Annotated in this window: 15 protein-coding genes; 11 read left to right on the top strand and 4 right to left on the bottom strand. The window is 53.5% G+C overall.

What is annotated here, in order from left to right; all coding sequences use genetic code 11:
• Positions 1-684 precede the first annotated feature (684 nt).
• The 11 genes from JWZ98_RS12850 to JWZ98_RS12800 all read left to right on the top strand — a co-directional run bounded on the left by JWZ98_RS12850 (position 685) and on the right by JWZ98_RS12800 (position 17398).
• Positions 685-3708, top strand: coding sequence for a TonB-dependent receptor (locus tag JWZ98_RS12850; protein WP_205454448.1), 3024 nt, complete (start codon positions 685-687; stop codon positions 3706-3708).
• A gap of 330 nt (positions 3709-4038) precedes the next feature.
• Positions 4039-6795: a TonB-dependent receptor gene (locus JWZ98_RS12845; RefSeq protein ID WP_240347981.1), complete on the top strand. Its 2757-nt coding sequence runs from the start codon at positions 4039-4041 to the stop codon at positions 6793-6795.
• 74 nt (positions 6796-6869) lie between these two features.
• The gene (locus tag JWZ98_RS12840) at positions 6870-7829 is read left to right on the top strand and encodes an SMP-30/gluconolactonase/LRE family protein (protein ID WP_205450335.1); all 960 of its coding nucleotides are present in this window, start codon (positions 6870-6872) and stop codon (positions 7827-7829) included.
• A gap of 657 nt (positions 7830-8486) precedes the next feature.
• Positions 8487-8993 (top strand): rhodanese-like domain-containing protein, encoded by a 507-nt coding sequence (locus JWZ98_RS12835; protein WP_205450334.1) that lies wholly within the window; start codon positions 8487-8489, stop codon positions 8991-8993.
• Between the two features lie 65 nt (positions 8994-9058).
• Positions 9059-11395, top strand: a complete 2337-nt coding sequence (locus JWZ98_RS12830; protein WP_205450333.1) for a DUF1549 and DUF1553 domain-containing protein — start codon at positions 9059-9061, stop codon at positions 11393-11395.
• A gap of 104 nt (positions 11396-11499) precedes the next feature.
• Entirely contained in the window at positions 11500-12963 is a 1464-nt protein-coding gene (locus JWZ98_RS12825) for a DUF1501 domain-containing protein (RefSeq protein ID WP_205450332.1), read from the top strand.
• A 352-nt stretch (positions 12964-13315) separates the two neighbouring features.
• A complete protein-coding gene (locus JWZ98_RS12820) occupies positions 13316-13702 on the top strand; it encodes a hypothetical protein (protein WP_033156401.1) in 387 nt (128 codons plus the stop codon).
• A gap of 10 nt (positions 13703-13712) precedes the next feature.
• Positions 13713-14303: a peroxiredoxin gene (locus JWZ98_RS12815; protein ID WP_205450331.1), complete on the top strand. Its 591-nt coding sequence runs from the start codon at positions 13713-13715 to the stop codon at positions 14301-14303.
• Positions 14304-14305: 2 nt separating this feature from the next.
• Positions 14306-15028 (top strand): c-type cytochrome, encoded by a 723-nt coding sequence (locus JWZ98_RS12810; RefSeq protein ID WP_205450330.1) that lies wholly within the window; start codon positions 14306-14308, stop codon positions 15026-15028.
• 52 nt (positions 15029-15080) lie between these two features.
• Positions 15081-15668, top strand: a complete 588-nt coding sequence (locus tag JWZ98_RS12805) for a peroxiredoxin (RefSeq protein WP_205450329.1) — start codon at positions 15081-15083, stop codon at positions 15666-15668.
• An 89-nt stretch (positions 15669-15757) separates the two neighbouring features.
• Positions 15758-17398, top strand: coding sequence for a PepSY domain-containing protein (locus JWZ98_RS12800; protein ID WP_205450328.1), 1641 nt, complete (start codon positions 15758-15760; stop codon positions 17396-17398).
• A gap of 191 nt (positions 17399-17589) precedes the next feature.
• Here the strand turns inward: JWZ98_RS12800 and JWZ98_RS12795 are convergent, their stop codons facing one another.
• From JWZ98_RS12795 to cysK, 4 genes are all read right to left on the bottom strand, one after another.
• On the bottom strand, positions 17590-19233 hold the full coding sequence (locus tag JWZ98_RS12795; protein ID WP_205450327.1) for a family 2A encapsulin nanocompartment cargo protein cysteine desulfurase: 1644 nt from the start codon (positions 19231-19233) through the stop codon (positions 17590-17592).
• Positions 19220-20137 (bottom strand): family 2A encapsulin nanocompartment shell protein, encoded by a 918-nt coding sequence (locus JWZ98_RS12790; RefSeq protein ID WP_020481377.1) that lies wholly within the window; start codon positions 20135-20137, stop codon positions 19220-19222. Before JWZ98_RS12790 ends, JWZ98_RS12795 begins: the two co-directional genes overlap by 14 nt.
• A gap of 98 nt (positions 20138-20235) precedes the next feature.
• Positions 20236-21165: a serine O-acetyltransferase EpsC gene (gene epsC, locus JWZ98_RS12785; RefSeq protein WP_171695619.1), complete on the bottom strand. Its 930-nt coding sequence runs from the start codon at positions 21163-21165 to the stop codon at positions 20236-20238.
• A complete protein-coding gene (gene cysK, locus JWZ98_RS12780; RefSeq protein ID WP_171695618.1) occupies positions 21162-22139 on the bottom strand; it encodes a cysteine synthase A in 978 nt (325 codons plus the stop codon). The genes epsC and cysK overlap by 4 nt, the downstream gene beginning before the upstream one ends.
• Positions 22140-22249 lie beyond the last annotated feature (110 nt).

The raw sequence follows: 22249 nt of genomic DNA, 5'->3' as shown, positions 1-22249 counted from the left end.
CTTTTGGTGTTAAGCAATGATCAAGCCAATATGTTGTTTTATCCGTGTTGGTCACCAAAAATCTGGTCGCAAATAGTCACAAACTCTAAAAGGGCCGGTATTTAAAGGCTTTGTCATTAGCACGCCAGTGCTCGCGCGCGGTATTTTTCCAGTAAGCCTTAGGGTAAACAGCAGAGGGGGTCGATGGATTTGGCCAAACTTGTTGAGCCAAGTGCAGGCCATCAGCAAAAAGTATTTCCAATTCAGCAGACGTCACTCAGATCAGCAGCAATGCCCGTTCAGCCTAACAGCAAAGGCCGTTCATGTTGTCAGCAGTAGTTGTTTGAGTTTCAGCAGTGTTTGATAAAAACAGCGCGTGAATTGGCTGTTAATTTTTCCGGTCGATCACGAGTAATTAATTTAATTGTTCATATAAAACAGTATTTTATAAATATATTTTCGGGGATTATTTCCCTTCAATGCGCATTTAATATTGCTGGCATGCCTATTGCAAAATCGATGTTAAAGCCGGATATGGTTTTAGACGGCACAGTATTAACGTTAGTTTTTATCGATTTTTTTAACATTCGTTTAGGTGGCATAGTGAGCGATAAATTAACAAGTGCTTTTTCAATAAGCGCTACTCGACAGGATGGGGTTCCTCAAATAATCAGTTCGCGACGTAGGTTATCGACCTGCGTGGCAATGGCTATCGCCGGTGTGTCCATGGCGTCTGCATTCGATGTGGAAGCCGCACCGAAAAAAAACAGCAAAACCAAAACCGTCAACAGCAAAGCGGTCAGCGATTTGGAAGCGGAAAATCAGGCGTTGCGTCAGCAGCTAGCCGCAGCCAAACAACGTGAATTGGAGTTTATCAAAAAAGGCGCAACGGGCACCGCGCCAGCCGGAACCGCTAATGCAGGCGCACCAAGTGCGGAAACCGCTGCCGCACCGAACGAAGCGCCGGCAACCGAGTTAGCCCAGAACGATGACGATCAAAAAGCGGATTTGGGCGAAGTGGTTGTGAAGGCCAAACCCAAATTGGCGAAATTACACGAAGTCGCGCAATCGGTATCGGTGGTATCCGGTACCGAATTAAACCGGGAACTGTCCAGGGACTTGGGCGACATCACCCGCCGCGCGTCCAACGTGCAATTCAATCAAAACAACACGCGCGGCGCCTCGCTATCGGTGCGCGGTTTGGGGAAAAGAAGTTTCACGGAAACGCAGGACCCCAGCGTCGGTGTAACGGTGGACGGGGTACCGTATGCCTTGACGCAGTTGGCTAACTTCAGTTTTTACGACGTGGAAGCGGTGGAGGTTACGCGCGGGCCACGCGGTACGGAAGGCGGTTTATCCGCAAGTTCCGGTAAGGTCAACGTCACCTCTAAAATGCCTACTTTTGCGCCGACAGCGGAGTTATCTGCCGCTTATGGACAGCGCGAATCGTTGATATTGCAAGGTGCTTTAGGTGGGACGGTGATCGATAATTTTCTGGCCTGGCGCGGTTCGTTTATTGTCGATAAGGCGCGCGGTTTTTACGAAAACGAATACGACAGAAACTACACACTATATAACCGCGATCGCTTGAGCGGCCGCGCGCAGTTGCTGTTTACCCCAACCTCAAACTTAACGGCACGCTTTATCGCCGACTTTGAGCCGAAGCAGCCACAGGTACAAAACGGTTTGACCTTCTATCATGATCAACCTTTTAGATTCGCTGACGGCAGTCTCACGGATAGAAACGGCACATCCGCCTACTCCAAACTCAATGGCTATTTTAGTCACAGTAACCAATTCGCAATGAACGATACCACCAGTCCGGGGGCGATCAGCGCCGTCGGCTCAAGAGCGGCGGCCGGTCAGTATTTTGCCAACAGAGGGTTTACCTATAACGATTATATCGGCGGCGAACAACGCGGTACCGTCTGGTTCGATCAAAACAAAGGCCAAACCGTCAATAACCAGGGCGCGGCGGCATTAATCGACTGGGAAGTCGGCAATCATGTGTTGAGCTCCAGAACCGGGGTGCGCGAATATCGCTTTGATGCGCACAACGACGAAGGTACGCCGTTTGACATCAGCGTCGATGGCGGCGGCGGGGTTAAATACAATCAATGGACGCAGGAATTTAAAATCGTCAACAAACCGGGCGGCTTTTTGGACTACAAGGCCGGCGTGATCGGTTTATGGACCAAGGATAATGTGGACTCGAAAGCCGGCTGGGGCGCCGACGCCGGGGCCTGGTTCGCCACCAACGGCCAGTACAATGCTTTATATCGAAACGCCGGCACCAATCGCGGCGCCGGCGAAGCTATATTGAAAGACCTGTTGCAGGATGCCCGCACCTTCGAATCTACCGAGATCCGCACCCAATCCGGTGCCCTATACGGCGAGTCGGATTTGCACTTTACCGATAAATTCACCCTCACCGCCGGGGTACGCGCCACGCATGAAGACCGTAAGTCGCGTAACTTTAAGATTATTGGCCGAAACGGTGTTGGAGGGGCGTTTAACCCTGTAACGGTAAGGGACGTGGCGACTGGAGGCTTTAACTCCGATACCGCGCAGTCGTTTACCGTCGATCAGGATGGCGACGGGGTGATCGACAAAAATCCCGATGGGTCCAATAAAACAGTGACCAACACCTTCTACGGATCGACAAGCAATTACGGAAAACTCAACGCTGCGCAAACCGCTGTTGTGGTCGGCGACGCTGTGGTGAACAGCGCCGAGCAAACCGCGCTGGCCGACTCCTTAGCGGCTCGATACTTTGGCGGCTCCAGCTATTCGGCGTTGACCGCCGCGCAAAAAACCATGGTCGCCAATGCCAAAACTTTGCGTGCTTCGCAAATCGGCCGTTTGAATCAAACCGTCGAGGATAACTACCGGGATGTGTTGTATACCGCGCAATTGACGCCCAGCTACAAAATCAATGAAGACCTGACGACGTATTTGTCCTGGCAATACGGCGAGAAATCGGGATCGATTGCGCCGGTCAACGGTCTGCCGTTCACCGTCAAACCGGAAGAAACTCATGCCCTAGAGCTCGGTTTTAAATCCTTTTGGCTGGATAAGTCGGTGGTGCTTAATGTCGATGCGTTTGTCATGGATATTAAGAACTACCAGCAAGCGGTTCAGGTGGTGGACCAATTCCAAACCGAAGTCAACCTGGCGCCCGGTGGTTCCGGCCTGACAGCCTACGCCACGACGCAAGGCAACGTCGGTCGGGTGCGGGTGCACGGCGTGGAGTTGGACAGCGTGATCAACACCATTCCCGATTTGTCGATCCGTTTCAACGGCGCCTATAACGTTGCCGAATATCTGGATTACAAAAATGCACCTAAACCCGATGAGCTGGGTTATCTGACCGGGGATTACGTCGATATGACCGGCCAGTATCTACCGGGAGCATCCAAATGGAACTTTAACGTCGGTGCCGAATATTCCAAGCCGATTTTCGAGAGCAAATACATCGCGCACACCAGCTTTAATACCAACTACCAAACCGAGTTCAATAATAGCGATACCTTATCGGCCTACGGTTGGGTAGGGGATAGAGCCAGAACGGACGCGGCGATCGGTATCGGTACCCGCGACAAGCACTGGGACTTGAGCCTGATCGGTAAAAACATCTTCAACGATAGAAACCACGAAATTGGCTGGAACTCCTACGGGCCGGATCCTTATCCGCGTTGGTTCGGTATTCAGCTAAGCGGGAAAATTTAAGATGGTAGGTTGACAAAAAAACGCGCTTGACTCCAGCTCGTAACCTGGAAATGAAACTGTTGATTGGCGGGCAGTTAGTCAGCAAAGGCTGATGACCTTTCAACAGTTTTTCAGCTGGCGGCGTTCTCATGATGTTAGCAAGATAGATTAATTGGGTCTTAAAGTTAGTTATTAAATTCAATTGTTTAAATCTCATTAATGGATGGCTAGGCGGATGTTTATCATCCTGTGGCATGGTCGTTGCGTAGAGCGTTACAGAAAGTTCGAATGGTGGACGCCGTCTTGGCGTTGGCTCGAATTGGTTTTTGTAACATTCGCATAGGTGAGATCGTGAAGGAAAATTTAATTGGGAGTCTGTCGGCAGACAGCATTGAATCGGTGAAAGTGCCGCTGCACATTAGCAATCGGCGCGGTTTGTCGGTATGTGTGGCAATGGCTATAGCGGGTGGTTCAATGCTGATTGCTAGCGATGCGACCGCCCAAACGGCGCCGGTGAAAAAAAGCGCGAAAAAGGCCGGCAATAAAGCGGTTGCCGATACCAAAGTGAACGATTTACAAGCGCAGGTTGAACGCTTGAGCCGGGAATTGGAAGCCTCAAAACGGCGTGAGCAGGATTTACTTAAAAGAGGCGTGGCGGCCGCGCCGGCACCTGCTGTTAACGATCCGGCTGCGCAAACCGGCCAGGAGCCGGACAATGTCGTAGCCGCTGCGGAGCCGGAGCCGGAAGAGAAGGCTGACGAGCCGCAAAACCTGTCGGAAGTGGTCGTAACGTCTCGGCGTAAGGAAGAGAAGTTGCAGGAAGTACCGATTCCGGTGGCGGTAATCAATCGGGAAACGCTGGAGCGGGATAACGTGGTGTCGGTACAAGATTTTTCCCGGCGTGCGCCTAACCTGGGTGTGACCTCGGCGAATGCCCGGCAAACCAGTATCGCTTTGCGGGGTTTGGGCAAAAACAGCGGTAACGAATCCATGGAGCCCAGTGTTGGCGTGATGGTGGATAACGTCTGGCGGGCATGGGCGGGGGCAGCGTGGGCCAACTTTGCCGATTTGGATCAGGTGGAAGTGTTGCGCGGTCCGCAAGGTACGCTGCAAGGTAAAAACAGCAACCTGGGTTTGCTGAACATTACCACTAAAGCGCCTTCATTCAAGAACAGTTATTACGTGGATGGCTTTGCCGGGGATAGGGATACCCTGCAAGGCAAATTCGGCGCCACAGGCACCATCTTGCCCGGCTTATTAGCCTACCGGGCTTCGGGTTTTATCGATAAGCGCGACGGTTTTGTGAAGAACTTTGATGTGCATCGTAGCGAGGGTGATTTAGGCGAAACCAACGCCCTAGGCGGCCGTTTGCAATTTTTGTTTACGCCGAGCGAAGATTTGAGCGCGCGGGTGATTGTCGATAAAACTGCCTCGACTCAAACCATGAGCGTGCAACCCCTCATCGCCGATCCTACGCGCTTTGACGATGGCACCCTGCGAACCACTACCTTCAGCAGCCGGTTAGCCAGGGATTGGTTCAATACCCTGCGAACCAATGGCCAACCGGTGACCGTGATTGGTGATCCCAGAGCGATGGCGAACAACGAAAGGCGCCAATCGCGCGGCGACGGTTCCGGGGTATCGGCGGAAATTAACTGGGATGTGGCAGGACATCGGTTGACCTCGATTTCCGCTTACCGGGATGCGCTGTTTGAACCCAATCATGATGGCGAGTCCAGCACTGCTGACGTTGAGCGCATCTCCGGTTGGACGGTTAAAAACGAGCAATGGTCTCAGGAGTTGAGACTGGCGTCTAAAGACCCTGGACCCATCGATTACCAATTCGGCGTATTTGCGATGCGTGCTATCGCCAATACCTTTAATCAGCGCCTTTTCGGGGTCGATGCCGGCGCCTTTCATGCCAGCAATAGCCAGTACAGCCTGTTGAACGCCACTCCGGCGTCCCGGCAATTATTGGCGGCGTCCATGCGCGATACCATGTTGACGCAAAACGTGGTGCCTGCCACCGATAGCTATGCCGGCTACGGTCAGATTAACTGGCATGTCACCGATGATGCGACCTTGACCTTAGGCTTGCGCAATACCTTTGAACGTCGGGAAAACACCGGTTATAGCCGTAATTTGGGCGGGGTGGATTTAGATGCTTTGGGTGCTTCCTTAGGCTCTAATGCCGCGCAGATTGCAGCGGCCAAGGCTATCCGCAGCAATCGATTGGGGCCGGAATGGGACGCACCGCGGCAAGGTTTCGATCAGAATTCGCAAAACTGGTTGATTAACCCCAGTTACAAAGTGAATAAAGATTTGATGGTCTACGGTTCAGTGGCCGGCGGTCAAAAATCCGGGGCGGCGCAGTTCAACTTTAACACTGGGGCTACGGAAAACGTCAAACCGGAAGACGTGATGGACTACGAATTTGGTTTCAAGAGCACTTTGCTGGATCGCAAGCTGGTATTCAACGTCAACTTGTACCAAACCGATATTCAAAGTTATCAATCGCAGCTGGTGGCGGCTGACCCATTGCGGGCCGGTCAATTCTTGACGCAACTGGGCAATATCGGCGGTATTCAATTACGCGGTATCGAATTGGAAACCAATTGGGATATTACCCAAGGTTTGAATGTGTTCCTGAACGGCTCGTATAACAAAGCCATTTACACCGACTTTGCCAACGCGCCTTGCCCACCGGAAGCGAATAACAGCGGATATTGCGATCAAACCGGCAAAACCATCCCGAACGCGCCGGCGTTTACTGCCAACTACGGGGTAGATTACCGGGCGCCTTTAACCTTTGGTTACGGTAACGACTACGGTTTGCAGTGGCATGCTTATTTGATCGACAGCTTTAAATCCGCAGCTAACTATAACGCCAGTTTATCGCGCTATGGCAAGCAGGACGCCTATCACGTCACCGATGGTGGGATTGGTGTGGGTACCAAAAATGGTAAGTACAACCTGGATTTGGTCGGCAGAAACATTTTCGACACCATCTACTTTACCAATGCCAGTAACTTTTCCGGTACCGGCGCGGTTAGCGCGTCATTCGGCGATGCGCGTTACTACGGGGTGCACTTTAGAGCCAAGTTCTAATTTGAATAGTCGCCGGGCGGTTAGAGCGCCGCTCGGCAACCTGATTGATCGAAACATTTGCAAAGGAAATACTGATGTTATCTAAACACTTCTATTTACTGGGATTTAGCGCGTTGATTTATGCGGCGGCGGCCAGCGCCGACGACCCGGTTACCCCGGCAATTCCCGGCGTCGCTGCCGGTGGTGTGGTAGCCGAGTTAATCAAAGACGGCTTTAACGGGACCGAGGGGCCTATTGGTTATAGTGACGGCAGTTTATTGTTCACCGAAACCCAAGCCAACAAAATCATACGGATCGGCACGGACGATAAAGTCTCGACGTTTCTGGAAAACTCCAACGGCGCCAACGGCCTGGCGTTAACGCCCGATGGCGACATCGTCGCGGTACAAACCCTAAAAACCAAAGTCGGTGTGGTTTATCCCGCCAACAAGAAAAATACCTTGGCCGAAAATTATCAAGGCACGGCATTTCAGCGTCCCAACGATTTAGTCCGCGCTAGCAATGGCGGTATTTACTTTACCGATAGCGGCACCCGGCCTAGCAAGGAAAATCCCAATCCGCCGCCATCGCATCCTGGTGTGTTTTATATATCACCGGGCGGTGATTTGAAGCAACTGGCAACCGACATCGAGCGTCCCAACGGTATTCAATTGAGCAAGGACGAAAAGGTCTTGTACGTCGCCAATACGCAAGGCGAGCATATTCTGGCTTACGACATTGCCGCGGATGGCTCGATTCAGAATCGCCGCAACTTTGCCAAACTGGATGGCTGGAAAAAAGGTGAAGACGGTACTTGGTCCAGCGGCGCCGATGGCATTGCATTGGACGATGAAGGCAGATTGTATGTTGCCTCCAACGCCGGCGTAGAAATCATCAGCGCTAAAGGTGAGATTCTGGGCGTGATTCCGCTACCCAAAAAGCCGCAAAACCTGGCATTCGCCGGTATCGATAAGAAAACGTTATATGTAGTCGGTCGCGGCGCGGCCTATAAAATTCCGTTGCTGACTGCCGGTATTAGCAGTCGGCCGAAATAACATGGTGTTGTTGGTGCATCTGAATTAACCGGACTCTTAAACCATCGTCGCGCTGGCGAATTTAAAGGCTACCGCAATCATTCATCAAGCTCTCGTGGTGATAACCTCTAACGGGCAAGGATTTATCCTTTGCCCGTTTTTTTTGTCCGGTGTTTTTTGCCGGGATCCAAGTTTCGCAGATCGGGAAGTTACAAAGTGCCTGCTCGGCCTATCTGTATGCCTCATTTCTACATACCAAAACCACTTTATCAACACCGCCCTCAGTACCGCTCGCCTTTATGCCTTTGAGGGAACTGTCGAATGGCCAAGCACCTCAGGCTTCGACGAACTCAGCCCGAACGGGGCATCAGGGATAAATCGGGCCGGGTTAATCAACGGTTGGTGTGGTGCTAGCCCAGCAACAGCGCATGTTGCGCCCCTGCTGAATTTCCACCAGTTGCTTGGGCTTTACTTGGATATTTATGGATTTATCAAGTGTTATTGAATGGGGTGTTGAATAAATATACCGTTTTAAATCAATGATTAACAAGCTAATTATCGTTTTTGGTGGCAGGTGTTTTTTGAGTGGCATGCTAGTTGCTTTTTACCTAATGAGGAACCTTATTTACGCGCGCTAAACCGTGCAGTTAGCAAAATTAATAACAGGAAGAAATATTGATGAAAAACACGACCACTGCTGCTTTATTAGCTCTGATCTTGGCCGCTCCGGTAGCGTTTGCCGCCGACGCGGATGCAGGCAAAAAAACCGAGGCGCCGGCCGCACGGCCTTATACCTATAAAACCCCAAAATTGAATCGCGCGGAAATCGATGCCTTACTCGCCAAGCCTGAGCAAGTATTGTTTATCGATGTGCGCCGTCCCGATGAAATCAGCAAGATCGGTACCTTTCCCGTCTATTTGAATGTACAAATCGATGAACTGGATAAGGCTTTGCCGTTTATCCCTAAGGAGCGCTCCATCGTCACCGTGTCCAATCACGCCGGCCGGGCCGGTAAATCCGGTGATTTGCTGAGTGAAAAGGGTTTCAAAGTGGTTGGCGCGATAGGTTCGCAAAACTACGAAGAAGAGGGCGGCAAGATTACCAAAATCGTCCCGCCTGCGCCTAAGCCCGAAGAGCATGCCAAAGAGCAAGAGCACAGCAAAGGCCATAAGCATAAAGGTTAATTTCCGAATGAGGTTGGGTTAAGCCCCGGCTTCGTTCCATCAAGCTGTCATTTTGGAGGAATTCAATGAAAATAAAACTATATTGCGCGGTGGTCTGGGGACTGGCGCTGGCGCTTTCCGATGCAGCCCAGGCAGCAGAGGAAAAGCCGGCGACTGAAGCCGCCGCGCCCGCTGGACAACCGAAATCCAAACTCTGGTCATATCAACCGGTCAAAGCGCCTGCCGTGCCTGACGTGCAGCAGAAAGATTGGGTCAGAACCCCTATCGACGCTTTTGTGCTGGCACCTTTGGAAGCCAAAGGCATCAAGCCTTCACAGGATACCGACCGCGCGTCGTTCATCCGCCGGGCTACGCTGGATGTGTGGGGTGTCATTCCCACCCCGGAAGAAGTCGATGCGTTTGTTAACGATAAATCGCCTGATGCTTACGAAAAATTGGCGGACCGTTTGTTGGCTTCGCCGAAATACGGCGAGCGCCAAGGCCGTAAATGGCTGGATTTGGCGCGTTATGCCGATAGTACCGGTTTTCAAAACGATAACGACCGCTTGAACATGTGGCGTTACCGCGATTACGTGATCAATTCATTTAATCAGGACAAACCGTACAGTAAATTTATTCAGGAGCAATTGGCCGGCGACGAATTGTGGCCGGGCGACGAACAAGCCTTGGTGGCCACCGGCTTCATGGCGCAATTCCCGGACAACAGCAACTCCCGCGACTTGGTACAACGCAAATACCAAATCACCACGGACATTACCGATACCGTGGGTAAGGTGGTGCTGGGTCAAACCGTGGAGTGCGCGCGTTGCCATAACCACAAATTCGACAAGATCAGCCAGAAAGATTATTTCTCACTGCAGTCGTTCTTTGCCAACATCGCGCCGGTAGACAACATCCCCGCGAAGAAAGGCGAGGTGGAAAAAGCCTACGAACAACAGTACGCCAAATGGGAAGAGGCGACTAAAGAGATTCGCGCCAAGAAAAAAGCCATTATCGATACGCATAGGGAAGAGGCGCTTAAATATCACAAGGAACGTTATTTGACTGACTCGCGGGAAGCGATCTTCAAACCCAAGGAGCAATGGAACGCTCGCGACCGTTGGGTAAACCACCGTTTGGCCAATGTGACCGACGAAGGTAGCTTGGAATCGTATTTCCGGGAAAAAGGTGAAAGTACCGATGCCAAAACTCGCGATCCAAAAATCGCCGAGCAATGGGCTGAGTTGGAAAAACTGGATAAAGAACTTAAAAAATTCAACGATCTGAAACCCACCACATCCTCCAACACCATTTCGGCGATGACCGAACTGGGTCATCCGGATGCGCCGCCTAGCTATGTATTTGCGGTGGGCGATCACGAAAAGCCATTGGAAGAAGTGCAACCCGCGTTTCCGGAAGCGATTACCGACGAAAAACCAGACATCAAACCGTTGCCGTTTTCCTCCGGCCGCCGGTCAGCGCTGGCGAAATGGATTACCAGCCCGACCAATCCTCTGACCGCTCGGGTATTTACCAACCGGATTTGGGACCAATATTTCGGTAAAGGCATCGTCACCACCGTCAGCGATTTCGGTAAAGCCGGTCAAAAACCGACGCATCCCGAGTTGCTGGATTACCTGGCCTCCAAATTCGTCAACGACGGCTGGAGCGTGAAAAAACTGCACCGTGAGATTCTGTTGTCCAGCGTTTATCGCCAATCGTCGGATTACCGCGAAGATGTTGCCAAAGCCGACGGCGAAAACCAGTTGCTGGCAGTGTTTCCGCGCCAACGTTTGGAAGCGGAGCAGGTCAGGGATTCCTTGTTAGCTGCGGCTGGCAAGTTGGAAGAGAAAGTAGGTGGACCTAGCGTGTACCCGCCGTTGCCCAAAGCGATCAACACCGCCAGCGGCAACTTCCAAGGCGATCCAGCTTGGAAAACCTCCAAGGATGTTCACGATCAGAACCGCCGCAGTTTGTACATCTTTACCCGGCGCAGTATCCCGTATCCGATCCTGGACTCTTTCAACATGGCGTCGCCGCAGGAAGCGCACAGCAAACGCGAGGTCACCACTACGCCGTTGCAAGCCCTGACTCTGTACAACAGCGAGCTGATATTCGACTGGTCTAAATCCTTGGCTGGCCGGGTGATCAATGAAGCCGGTGAAGATGAAGAAGATCGCATCAGCAGACTGTATCAAATCTTGTTTGCGCGGCAACCGAAGGATGATGAGAAAGAGTCGTTGCAGGCCTTCTTGAATGAACAGGAAGCCATCATTCGCGCTAAGGCGGCGGATGGCAAGTTTGAAGTGAACGTACCGGCCGGCGTTAAGGACAAGCCGCTGGGTGACCCTGTTAGAGCCGCTGCATTCGTGGATTTGGTCCACGTGGTAGCCAACTCCAACGAGTTCATCTACCGGTTTTAACGATACATACGACTCGGTTTAAGTGGGCGTCTGCCAAATCGGCGGGCGCCTTACCCGACCCGAAGCAGTTGCCGACACAAAATACTATTCAAGAGGTTTAGATAATGAACAACAAATCACGTCGCGATTTTTTAATAAAAACCGGCTATGGCTTGGGCGGCTTGGCTGTCAGCGGTTTCCTGCCCGGTGGTGGCGTCATTGCCACTGCCCTGGCGGACGATCCTGCCCTGCAAGCCTTGGCCGGCGCCAATCCTTTAGCGCCGAAAGCGCCGCATTTTGCGCCTAAAGCCAAAACCGTCATCTGGCTGCACATGTCCGGTGCCCCCAGTACGCTGGACTTGTACGATTACAAGCCGCAGCTGGTCAAACAAGCCGGTACCGGTATTCCAGCGTCGTTTTTGCAAGGCATCAAAACCAGTACTCAAGGCGGTATCACCAAATTGATAGCCACCAAACGTGACTGGAAACAGCACGGTCAAAGCGGTGCTTGGTTTTCCGATTGGCTGCCCAATCTGGCGGAACATGCCGACGACTTGGCGTTTATTAAATCCAGCGTGACCGTTGGTGCAACCCACGATATTTCCATCATGAAGTTGAACACCGGCGGCTTGAACCCCGGCCGGCCAACACTGGGCGCTTGGGTGCAATATGCTCTCGGTTCGGCGAACCCCAATCTGCCTGCTTACGTGGTGTTGTATAACGACAAACGGGAACCACGCGGCGGTGTGACCAACTGGGAATCCGGCTTTTTACCCGCGGTTTATCAAGGTACGCCGTTCCGTCCCGGCAATTCGCCGATTCTGCATTTGAACAACCCGGAATATCTGGCTAACGCGGAAAAACGCCATGCGCTGGACTTGTTGAAGCAGATTAATCAACAACATGCATCCAACTATCCCACCGATAGCGAACTGCAAGCCCGCACCGAATCTTACGAGCTGGCTTACCGCATGCAGGAAACCGCACCGGAAGCGGTTGACTTTAGTAAGGAATCCGATGCAACCAAAGCGCTGTATGGCTTGAACGACGAAATCACCCGCCCCTACGGCGAGTTGTTGTTGCGTGCCAGACGCTTGACCGAACGCGGCGTGCGTTTCGTGCAAGTCGTATCCGGCCCGACCGACATCAAAGGCGACAGCCGCGATTGGGACGCGCACCAAAACATCGAAGACAACCACAGCAAGCATTCAAAAATTATCGACAAACCAATCGCCGGTTTGTTGAAAGATTTGAAAGCCAAAGGTTTGCTGGATGACACCCTGGTGGTGTGGACCTCCGAGTTCGGCCGCACCCCATGGAGCGAATCCGGCGACGGTCGCGACCACAATCCTTGGGGCTATACCCAATGGATGGCGGGCGGCGGCGTCAAAGCCGGTTACACCCATGGCGGCACCGACGAGCTGGGCGTACAAGCTATCAAAGGTACCGAAGTGGATACCTACGACTTGCATGCTACCGTGTTGAACCAGTTGGGTCTGGATCACTTGAAGCTGATTTACAAGTATCAAGGCCGTTCGGAACGTCCAACCGTGGTGTACGGCAAAGTGATCAAGGAATTGATTGCTTAAGGTTGGGCTTAACAGCTTACCCGAAGGCTTGGCGCTTTCGGGTAAGCGATTCGCTGAGCCGGCTATTGGCCGGGACAAGGCGAATTTGAACCAATGTGGACATCTCTGAAATTCCTTCTTTATCAAACAGGGCGTTAGGACGACGCTGTCAGGTGAGCGTTTATCCCGGCAAGGAGGCTGGGGCCAATGGACGGCAGGCCGGTTATCTCCCGGTAATACGCGCAGCCGGGCCTTTGTGGGGGCCTTGGGTGACAGTGGGTCGTTTGAGTCCTGTTTGGCGAAGAGGGAATTTTAGAGATGTTCCGAGAACATTATTTAATAAGGCGGGTAATGCCGCGACAGGGTTAACGATATGCGAAAGACGATTTATCTTTTCGGAATTGGGTTGGTTCTCAGCAGCAGCGCGGTGATTGCCGAAAGCGAATTTGATTTCGAAGAGTTAATGAATGATGTGGAAACCAAAATTCAGGAAGTGCAAAACAATATTGCCGCCAAGGACGCCAACACCGCGGTAACCCAAGCCAAGCAATTACAGGACGAATTCAAACTGGTCGAAGGATTTTTTGCCAAGCGTGGCAACGCTGACGACGCCACGCATAACGCCAAGGAATATCAGGACAAGGCGGCGAATATTCAGAATGCACTGACGGCTGGCGATTTCGATACGGCTGCTGTGGCCGCCAACGACTTTTCCAAACAATGCCGCGGCGCCTGCCACGACAAATACAAACCCCTCTAATTGAAGCATTATGAAAAACTTATTTTTGAAAAGCCTGCTGCCTGCCGTATTTGCTTTGCCGGTGATGGCCGCGCTCCCAGAAGGCCATCCGGCCCCGGATTTTCAAGCGCAAGCCTCCCTGGCCGGCAAGGCTTTTAATTACACGCTGGAAGATGCTTTGAAAAAAGGCCCGGTCGTCGTTTACTTCTATCCGTCCGCTTATACCGGCGGTTGTAATTTGCAGGCGCATAGTTTTGCGGTCAATCACGAAAAATTTGCCGCCGCCGGCGCCAGCATCGTCGGTGTCTCGCTGGACAGCATCGAACGCCTGAACGACTTTTCCGCCGACCCCAATTATTGCGCCAGCAAGTTTCCGGTGGCATCCGATGCCGACGGCAAAATCTCCGGCAATTACGATATTGCCGTGAAAGCCGCCGCGCCGGGTAAAACCGATAGCCGAGGCGTGGAAATCAACCACGGCTTTGCCGAACGCACTACGTTTGTGATCACGCCGAACGGCAAAATCGCCGCGACCTTGGGCGGCTTGAAGCCGGAAGAAAATGTCGCCAAAGCACTGGAAATCGTGGAAAAGCTCGCCGCTGAGCGACCGAAGGCGAACTAGGCATGGGGTTTTGCCGTTGGCTAAGTGCTGTGTCGCCCGAAACCAAACGCCGCAGAGCAAGGCGTAATTGGCGCCGCCGCAGTCCGTGGCTGGCCGTCAGTACCTTTGCCTTGTTGGCCTCGGCGAAAACTGTATTCGCGGAGCAGGGCGCTGAGCTTGCCCAGCAGCGCATCGGCACCGGCAATCCGGTCGCCGGTAAACAAAAGTCGGCTGACGAACGTTGCCAGGAGTGTCATGGCGAAGACGGCAACAGCGGCGATGTCAGAATTCCCAGCCACGCCGGTCAATACGCCGGTTATTTGGTTAAACAACTCAGAGATTTTAAATCCGGCACCCGCAGCCATGAAATCATGAATGTGATGGCCGCCGATCTGACTCAAGAAGACATGGCCGACATCGCCGCTTATTTTGCCAGCCAACAAGTCATGCGCGGCGACCGGATTGCCGACAATCCGCTCGCTAAAAATTTGTTTTTAAACGGCGATGCAGCCCGGGATTTACCTGCGTGCGCCAGTTGCCACGGCGAAAACGGTAAAGGCAAGGTGGTGGATAACGTCATTTACCCGGTGATAGGTGGCCAGCGTCGGGTTTATCTGCGCAGTCAATTGACCAATTGGAAGCTGGGCGAACGCAAAAATAGCCCGGAAGCCGTGATGAACAAAGTCGCCAAGTCCTTGAACGACGACGAATTGAATGCCTTGGTCGAATACCTATCGGGCTTGTAAGCAGATGCGTGTCCCGCCGGAAGCTTATTCCCATCCTTTTTACGGAGTTGATATGAAACGTTTTTTTCTGGGTAGCGCACTATTGCTGTTAGTCGCGTTCTCGGCGCTGGCCGGCTTGCAAGAAGGCGATGTGGCACCCGATTTCCAGACCCAAGCCTCGTTTGCCGGCAAGCCGTTTGCCTATTCCTTGAAGGAAGCGCGCGGCAAGGGTCCAGTGGTGGTGTATTTCTATCCGACCGCTTACGGGCGCGGCTGCAATATTGAGGCAAGAACCTTTGCGATCAATCACGACAAATTCGCCGCCGGTGCGACGATTGTGGGCGTGTCTTTGGATAGCATCGAGCGGTTGAACGAGTTCTCGGCCGATCCTGAGTACTGCGCCAGCAAATTTCCGGTGGCCTCGGATGCGGACGGCAAGATCGCCAATGCTTACGGCTTGAGCGTGGACGAGTCGAAAACCGGGCGCTTGGACAGCCGCGGCGTACAAGTCAATCACGGTGCCATCACTAGGACCACGTTTGTGGTAGCGGCGGACGGCAAGATTGTCGCCAGCGTCGGCGACTTGCAACCCGCCGAAAATGTCGAAAAGGCCTTGGAGATTGTGCAAGGTTTAGGTAACTCCGCGCAGGCGGGCCAATAAGGGTTTAAGGAAGTGTGCAGTAGGGGGCGAAGTGCAAAGTTATTTTCAACGGATAGTGTCATCAACAAAGGGCGTTTAGGAGGGCGGCAATGAAAAAGTCTTTGAATTGGTTGTTATATGAAACCCACCGCTGGCTGGGGGTGGTTTTGGCTTTGTTCATGTTTTTCTGGTTTTTTACCGGCATCGCGATTATCTATTCGACGCCGACTACGCAAAGCCGCAGCCAGCAATTGGCGCACGCGGAAAGCCTGGCACCCGAAGCCGGCTGGTTGAGTCTGGGCGAAGCCTGGGACCGCAGTGCCGAGCAGCGCAAGCTGTTTGCCGCGCAGCATCAATCCAAGCCGGCCAACATGGGTGAACATGGCACGCAAGCTAAAACCGAAGCGGGCAATGGGGCCGAAGCGTCTGTCGGTATAGCCGAGGCCCGCTTGGTAAGACGTAACGACGAGCCGTTTTGGCTGGTGGAAGATACCAAAGGTGCGCGCTTTGCGCTGTCCGCACTGGACGGCAGCTTGCGCGAAACTTCAGTGGAGCAGGCGTTACGCATCGCCGACGACTGGTTCAAACGCGAGGGTATTAACCATAATTTGCAAGTAGTGGAAACGGTGGAAGCGCCGATTATTCTGCGCAATCAGGAGGCTTTGCGGCCGTTTCATCGGGTAGCTAGCGACGACGGCGACGAGTTGTTGATTTCGGCACGTACCGGCGAAGTGCTGCATGCCTCGACCCGCGTCGATAGGGCGTTTTACTACGCCGGCAATTGGCTGCATTTATTCAAACCTTTAGAGGCCATCGGTCTGGGCCAATATCGCCACGATGTGCAATTATGGTCGGGCTTGGGCGCGACTATTGCGTGCATCACCGGTTTAATTATCGGTTGGCTGCGCTGGCGGCCGGGTTTTAACGGCAAGCCCACTTACTCGCAAGGCCGCACGCAACCGTACCGGGAGTTTTGGTTTAAATGGCATTTCTGGAGCGGTTTGATCGGCGGGACCGTCGCGCTGTTCTGGGCGCTGAGCGGATTTATCGATACCAATCCCGGCAAATTATTTTCCGAAGCCAATCCATCCCGGCAAGAGCTGAACCGTTATTTGGGCAAGGTGTTACCCGAGGCGATGCGCAATTGGCAACCCGGCCCGCTGAATACGGCCGAGGGTAAGGACATCGTCGAGTTGGGTTGGCGCCGCTTGGGCGGTGAAGCGGTGTTATTGGCTTATGGCCGCGATGGTCAGCGATTACCGCAAGCGGTGGATGGGGCGGTTCAGCAATTCAATAAAATCTCGGTAACCGACGCGATTATGCGTGTGTCGCAAGATACGCCCATCGCCAGTCAGGAACTCTTGGAAGACTACGACAGCTATTATTACCGGCGGCACCATCAAAGCTTGGTGGAAAAGCCGTTGCCGGTGGTGGCGGTGCAGTTGGCGGACGCAGCCGGCACCCGGTTTTATCTGGACCCGCAAGACGGTAGCTTGCTGGCCAAACTGGATCGCAGTCGGCGGGTGTTTCGCTGGTTATATTCCGGTTTGCATCATTGGGATTTCGGTTGGTTGTATCACCGGCCAATTTGGGATGCCTGGATGTTGACCTGGGTGGGTTTCGGTTTGGTATTGGGCGCCAGTTCGCTGGTGGTTGGATGGAAACGGTTGGTCAAAACCTTTAAGCCGAAAAAACGCAAGGCGGCCGGACCGCAGTCGGTGCTGGAACTGGCTACGGAAACCCGTAGTTAAGATAAATGCTCGGTAACGCCAGGATAATTGGCGTTACCGATAAGCTAAGATATAAGCCGAGAACCAAGATGGTTTTATAGCGGCTTTTTCGCACTTCCTCACATTGAAAGTGCTGCTAAAAATAGGTTGGCATGTCCAGCGCGAGTATTTGAGGCCAAGACTGTATGCCGCCTTGACCTCAAAATGTTAGGCTAGAACCGCCGAGAAGTGCACTGCAACCGTTTTAGGGTTGCCGTTAACCTATCGATTTCCTCGTAAGTGTTATAAAACGCCAACGAGGGTCTGACGGTACTTTCCAAGCCAAAGCGGCGCAAGATGGGCTGTGCGCAATGATGTCCGGAGCGCACGGCAATGCCGGCCTCATTCAAGGCTTTACCAATATCTTGAGTGCTATGACCGTCTATCACGAACGACGCCACGCTGGTTTTTTCCGGCGCGGTGCCGATCAAACGCAGACCCGGTATAGCTTGCAAGGCATGCATCGCATAAACCAGCAACTCATGCTCGTAGCGAGCTATATTTTCGATACCGATCTTGTTCAGGTATTCCAGCGCCGCACCCAAACCCACCGCATCGGCAATATTGCCGGTGCCGGCTTCGAATTTGGCGGGTGCCGGTTGGTAGACGGTTTTCTCGAAGGTGACGTCTTCGATCATATTCCCGCCGCCTTGCCAAGGCTGGGTAGCCTCCAGAACTTCCGCCTTGCCGTACAGCACGCCGATACCGGTCGGACCGAAGATCTTGTGGCCGGAAAACGCCAACCAATCGCAATCCAAGGACTGTACATCAACCTTCAGATGCGACACCGATTGCGCGCCGTCCAGCAATACTTTCGCCCCGGCCCGGTGGGCTAGTTCGATCATTTCCTGCGCCGGCGTGACAGTACCTAAAGCATTGGAGACCTGGGTAAACGACACCAGCTTGGTTTTGGCATTCAGCAGTTTTTGATACTCGGACAAAATCACTTGGCCGTTATCGTCGACCGGGATCACTCGGAGTACCGCACCGGTTTCCGCGCATAATTGCTGCCAGGGCACGATATTGGCGTGATGTTCCAGCCAGCTGATGACAATTTCGTCGCCCGCGCCAATGTTTTGCTTGCCCCAACTTTTGGCTACCAGATTGATGGCTTCAGTAGCGCCACGCACGAAGACCACTTCATCGGCGGACGAGGCATTGATAAAACGCGCGACGATTTGTCGTGCGCCTTCATAGGCATCGGTAGCTCGTGCCGCCAATTCATGCGCGGCACGGTGGATGTTGGAGTTTTCGTTCTGATAAAACTCGGAAATCCGATCAATCACCACCTGCGGCTTTTGCGTAGTGGCGGCGTTATCCAGCCAGGCCAGCGGGTAACCGTTTACCCGCTCTTGCAAAATCGGAAAATCTCGCCGCACTGCATGTACGTCAAACGGCGGATGCGCAGAACCTAAACCCGGACTTTGCGCCGCGCGAGCCAATGCCGATACGTCGTTTAAAAAATAAAACGATGATGCGCTAGGCGTGGTGGGTTGGCTTTTACCGAACGGTGTGGCAAGAGTGGTTTGCAAATCCGCCGTGCCGGGCAAAGCAAAACTGCGTTGCACCAAGGCTGAGATAGCCGTGTCGTCGATGCCAGGCCGGGAGTCGAAACCGGAACTGACGTTATTAAACGGTACGGCAGTTGCCGCCGAGACCGGTACGGTATCGATGGCTTCGCCAGCATTAGGCACTTCCAGGAAAATCTGATTGGCCAAGCGCGTCAATTCGGCGGCATCCGGCAAGCCCGCGGGCACGGTGCCGCCGCTCAGCGCTTGTTGCGCCAGGCCAGCCAGGTCAACGTTATTGGTAGTCATAGTAGTTGCCTATTTCGACATTCTCCAATACGCCGATGGCGTCCTCGGTCAACACCGCCAGCGAGCAATACAGGGAGACCAGATAGGAGGCGATAGCTTTGTGGTTGATGCCCATGAAACGCACGGACAGGCCCATGCTCAGTTCGTCGGTCAGATTGGGTTGATACAAACCGACTACGCCTTGACGGCTTTCGCCGGTGCGCAACAGCAGGATATTGGTTTTGCCGTTGGTGATTTTTAGCTTGTCGGTCGGAATCAAAGGCAGGCCGCGCCAAGTTAAAAATTGCGAACCGAACATGGAAATGGTTGGTGGCGGTGTGCCGCGGCGAGTCGCTTCGCGGCCGAAGGCGGCGATGGCGCGTGGGTGGGCCAGGAAGAAGGCGGGTTCTTTCCAGACTCGGGCAATCAATTCGTCCAGGTCGTCAGGAGTTGGCGAGCCTTTGCGGGTTTGCACTTTTTGCGCGGGCGCGACGTTGTTCAACAAGCCGTATTCGGCATTGTTGATCAGCTCGCTTTCTTGACGCTCTTTGACGGTTTCGATGGTCAAGCGCAGCTGTTCGTGGATTTGGTTGTAAGGGCTGCTGTACAAATCGGCCACGCGGGTGTGAACGTCTAGCACGGTGTTGACGGCGTTCAAGCGATATTCGCGACCCCATTCTTCGTAATCCACATAGGTTTGCGGCAACACTTTTTCGTCCAGGCTGGAGCAATCCACGGCGATGCTGGTTTCGCTTTTCACTTTGTTGACCCGGTAAATACCCGCTTCGACTGGTACCCAGTGCATTAAATGCACCAGCCAGCGAGGCGTGATCGTACCCATCATGGGCACGGTTTTGGTGGCGTTGGATAAGGTGCGCGCAGCGACGTCGCCTAACGCGGTATGGGCTTGATGAATGTCTGACATGGTGATTTTCCTTTCTTAGTGGGTGGTGGTTGGTTAAAGTGTTTTTAGTGACTGATTAATCAATGTTGGTTTGAAAAAGCGCCGATTTGCCGTTGAGATTAAATCCCGCCGCCGCCGGCAAATACTTCCGTGCGATTCTGGCCCTGGCTGACCAGGCTGTCCGGCGGCACGCTGTGGGTGAGCCAGACGTTGCCGCCTATCGTCGAGCCGCGGCCAATGGTGATACGTCCCAGGATCGTGGCACCGGCATAAATCACCACATCGTCTTCAACGATGGGGTGGCGGGCGTTACCCTTGACCAGAATGCCGTTGTCGTCCTTGTCAAAGCGTTTGGCGCCCAGCGTCACCGCTTGATATAAGCGCACTCGGCGGCCGATGACTGCCGTTTCGCCGATTACCACACCGGTGCCGTGATCGATAAAAAAGCTTTCGCCGATTTGCGCGCCCGGATGGATGTCGATCCCAGTGGCGGAATGCGCAACTTCGCTGATCACGCGCGCCACCAACGGCAGACCCAATTGGTACAGCACATGCGCTAGTCGGTGATGAATCACCGCGGTGATGCCTGGATAGCAAACCAACACTTCATCGGCGCAACGCGCGGCGGGGTCGCCCTCGTAGGCAGCTTGAATATCTGTGTCGATCAATTGCCGCACAGCAGGCAACTGGGCCGCAAACTGCCGGGTGATGTCTGTCGCTTGGCTGCGAGTATCCACGGATAGGCCTTGCTGTTCGGCGACAAATTGCAATTCCAGGCCGATTTGCCGTTGCAATTGCCGTAGCAGACTATCCAGCGTGTGGCCGACGAAATAATCGATGCCTTCGTCAGTCAGGTCGGGCATTCCCAGCCGGTTTGGGAACAGCGCCGCGCCCAAGTTGTCGACGATTTGGCTCAAAATCTTACGGGAAGGCAATTTGGGCGGATGTTCACGGCGATGCCGGTTTTCCAGAGATTGCAGGCGCAGTTCGCGCAGTTCTGCAACCAGAGCATCGATTTCCCAGCGTTGGCCGTGTTCGCTTAAGGTCATAGCGCTACACCTTGCGGATCGAACAGGCCTTCGAACAAGGCCGAGCTCAAGTAGCGCTCGCCGGAATCCGGCAAGATGACCACAATGGTTTTGCCTTCGTGTTCCGGACGCTTGGCCACCCGCACCGCGGCGGCCACTGCCGCACCGCAGGAAATGCCGGCCAAGATGCCTTCCTCGCGCGCCAGGCGGCGGGCATAGGCTATGGCATCGTCGTTACTGACCAAGGCAATTTCGTCAACCAAGGATAAATCCAGTACATCCGGCACGAAACCGGCACCGATGCCCTGGATCTTATGGGGCGCCGGCTGTAGCGGTTCGCCAGCCCGGAACTGTGTTAACACTGGGCTAGTTTCCGGTTCTACCGCAATAGAAATGATAGGTTTGCGTTGTTTGAATTTGATATAGCGCGAAACCCCGGTAATCGTGCCGCCGGTACCGACGCCGGAGACTAAAATGTCGATGGCACCGTCGCTGTCGGTCCAGATTTCCGGGCCAGTCGTTAGTTCGTGGATGCTGGGGTTGGCGGGGTTTTTAAACTGTTGCAGCAGTACATAGCGGTCCGGATCGGAGGCCGCAATTTCTTCGGCTTTGGCTATCGCGCCTTTCATGCCCTTGGCGCCTTCGGTGAGGACCAGTTTGGCGCCATAAGCCACCAATAATTTGCGCCGTTCCAGACTCATGGTTTCCGGCATGGTCAGGGTCAGTGGAATGCCGCGCGCGGCGGCTACGAAGGCTAGGGCGATGCCGGTATTGCCGCTGGTGGGTTCTATCAGTTCTTTGCCGGCGGTCAGCAAGCCGCGTTGCTGGGCGTCGTTAATCATCGCCGCGCCGATGCGGCATTTCACGGAATAAGCCGGATTGCGGCCTTCGATTTTAGCCAGCAAAGTCACCGGCGCGCCGTCGGTAATGCGGTTTAGCCGGACTAATGGGGTTTTGCCTATTGATTGCGAGTTATCTGGATACCAATGCGTCATGACGGTATTACTCCCTGTCGGTTTTCTGCGGGCCAAAAAAAAGCCAGCAGCCTGCTTATCAATTCAGGCGTACTGGCTTCCGGTGGTCCGGTCAGCGATTTTTTTTAAAG

It is taken from the genome of Methylomonas sp. EFPC1 (assembly GCF_016925515.1).
Taxonomy (GTDB): Bacteria; Pseudomonadota; Gammaproteobacteria; order Methylococcales; family Methylomonadaceae; genus Methylomonas; species Methylomonas defluvii.
Note: the sequence above shows the minus strand (reverse complement) of the source record. Positions and strands in the feature narration are given on the sequence as shown.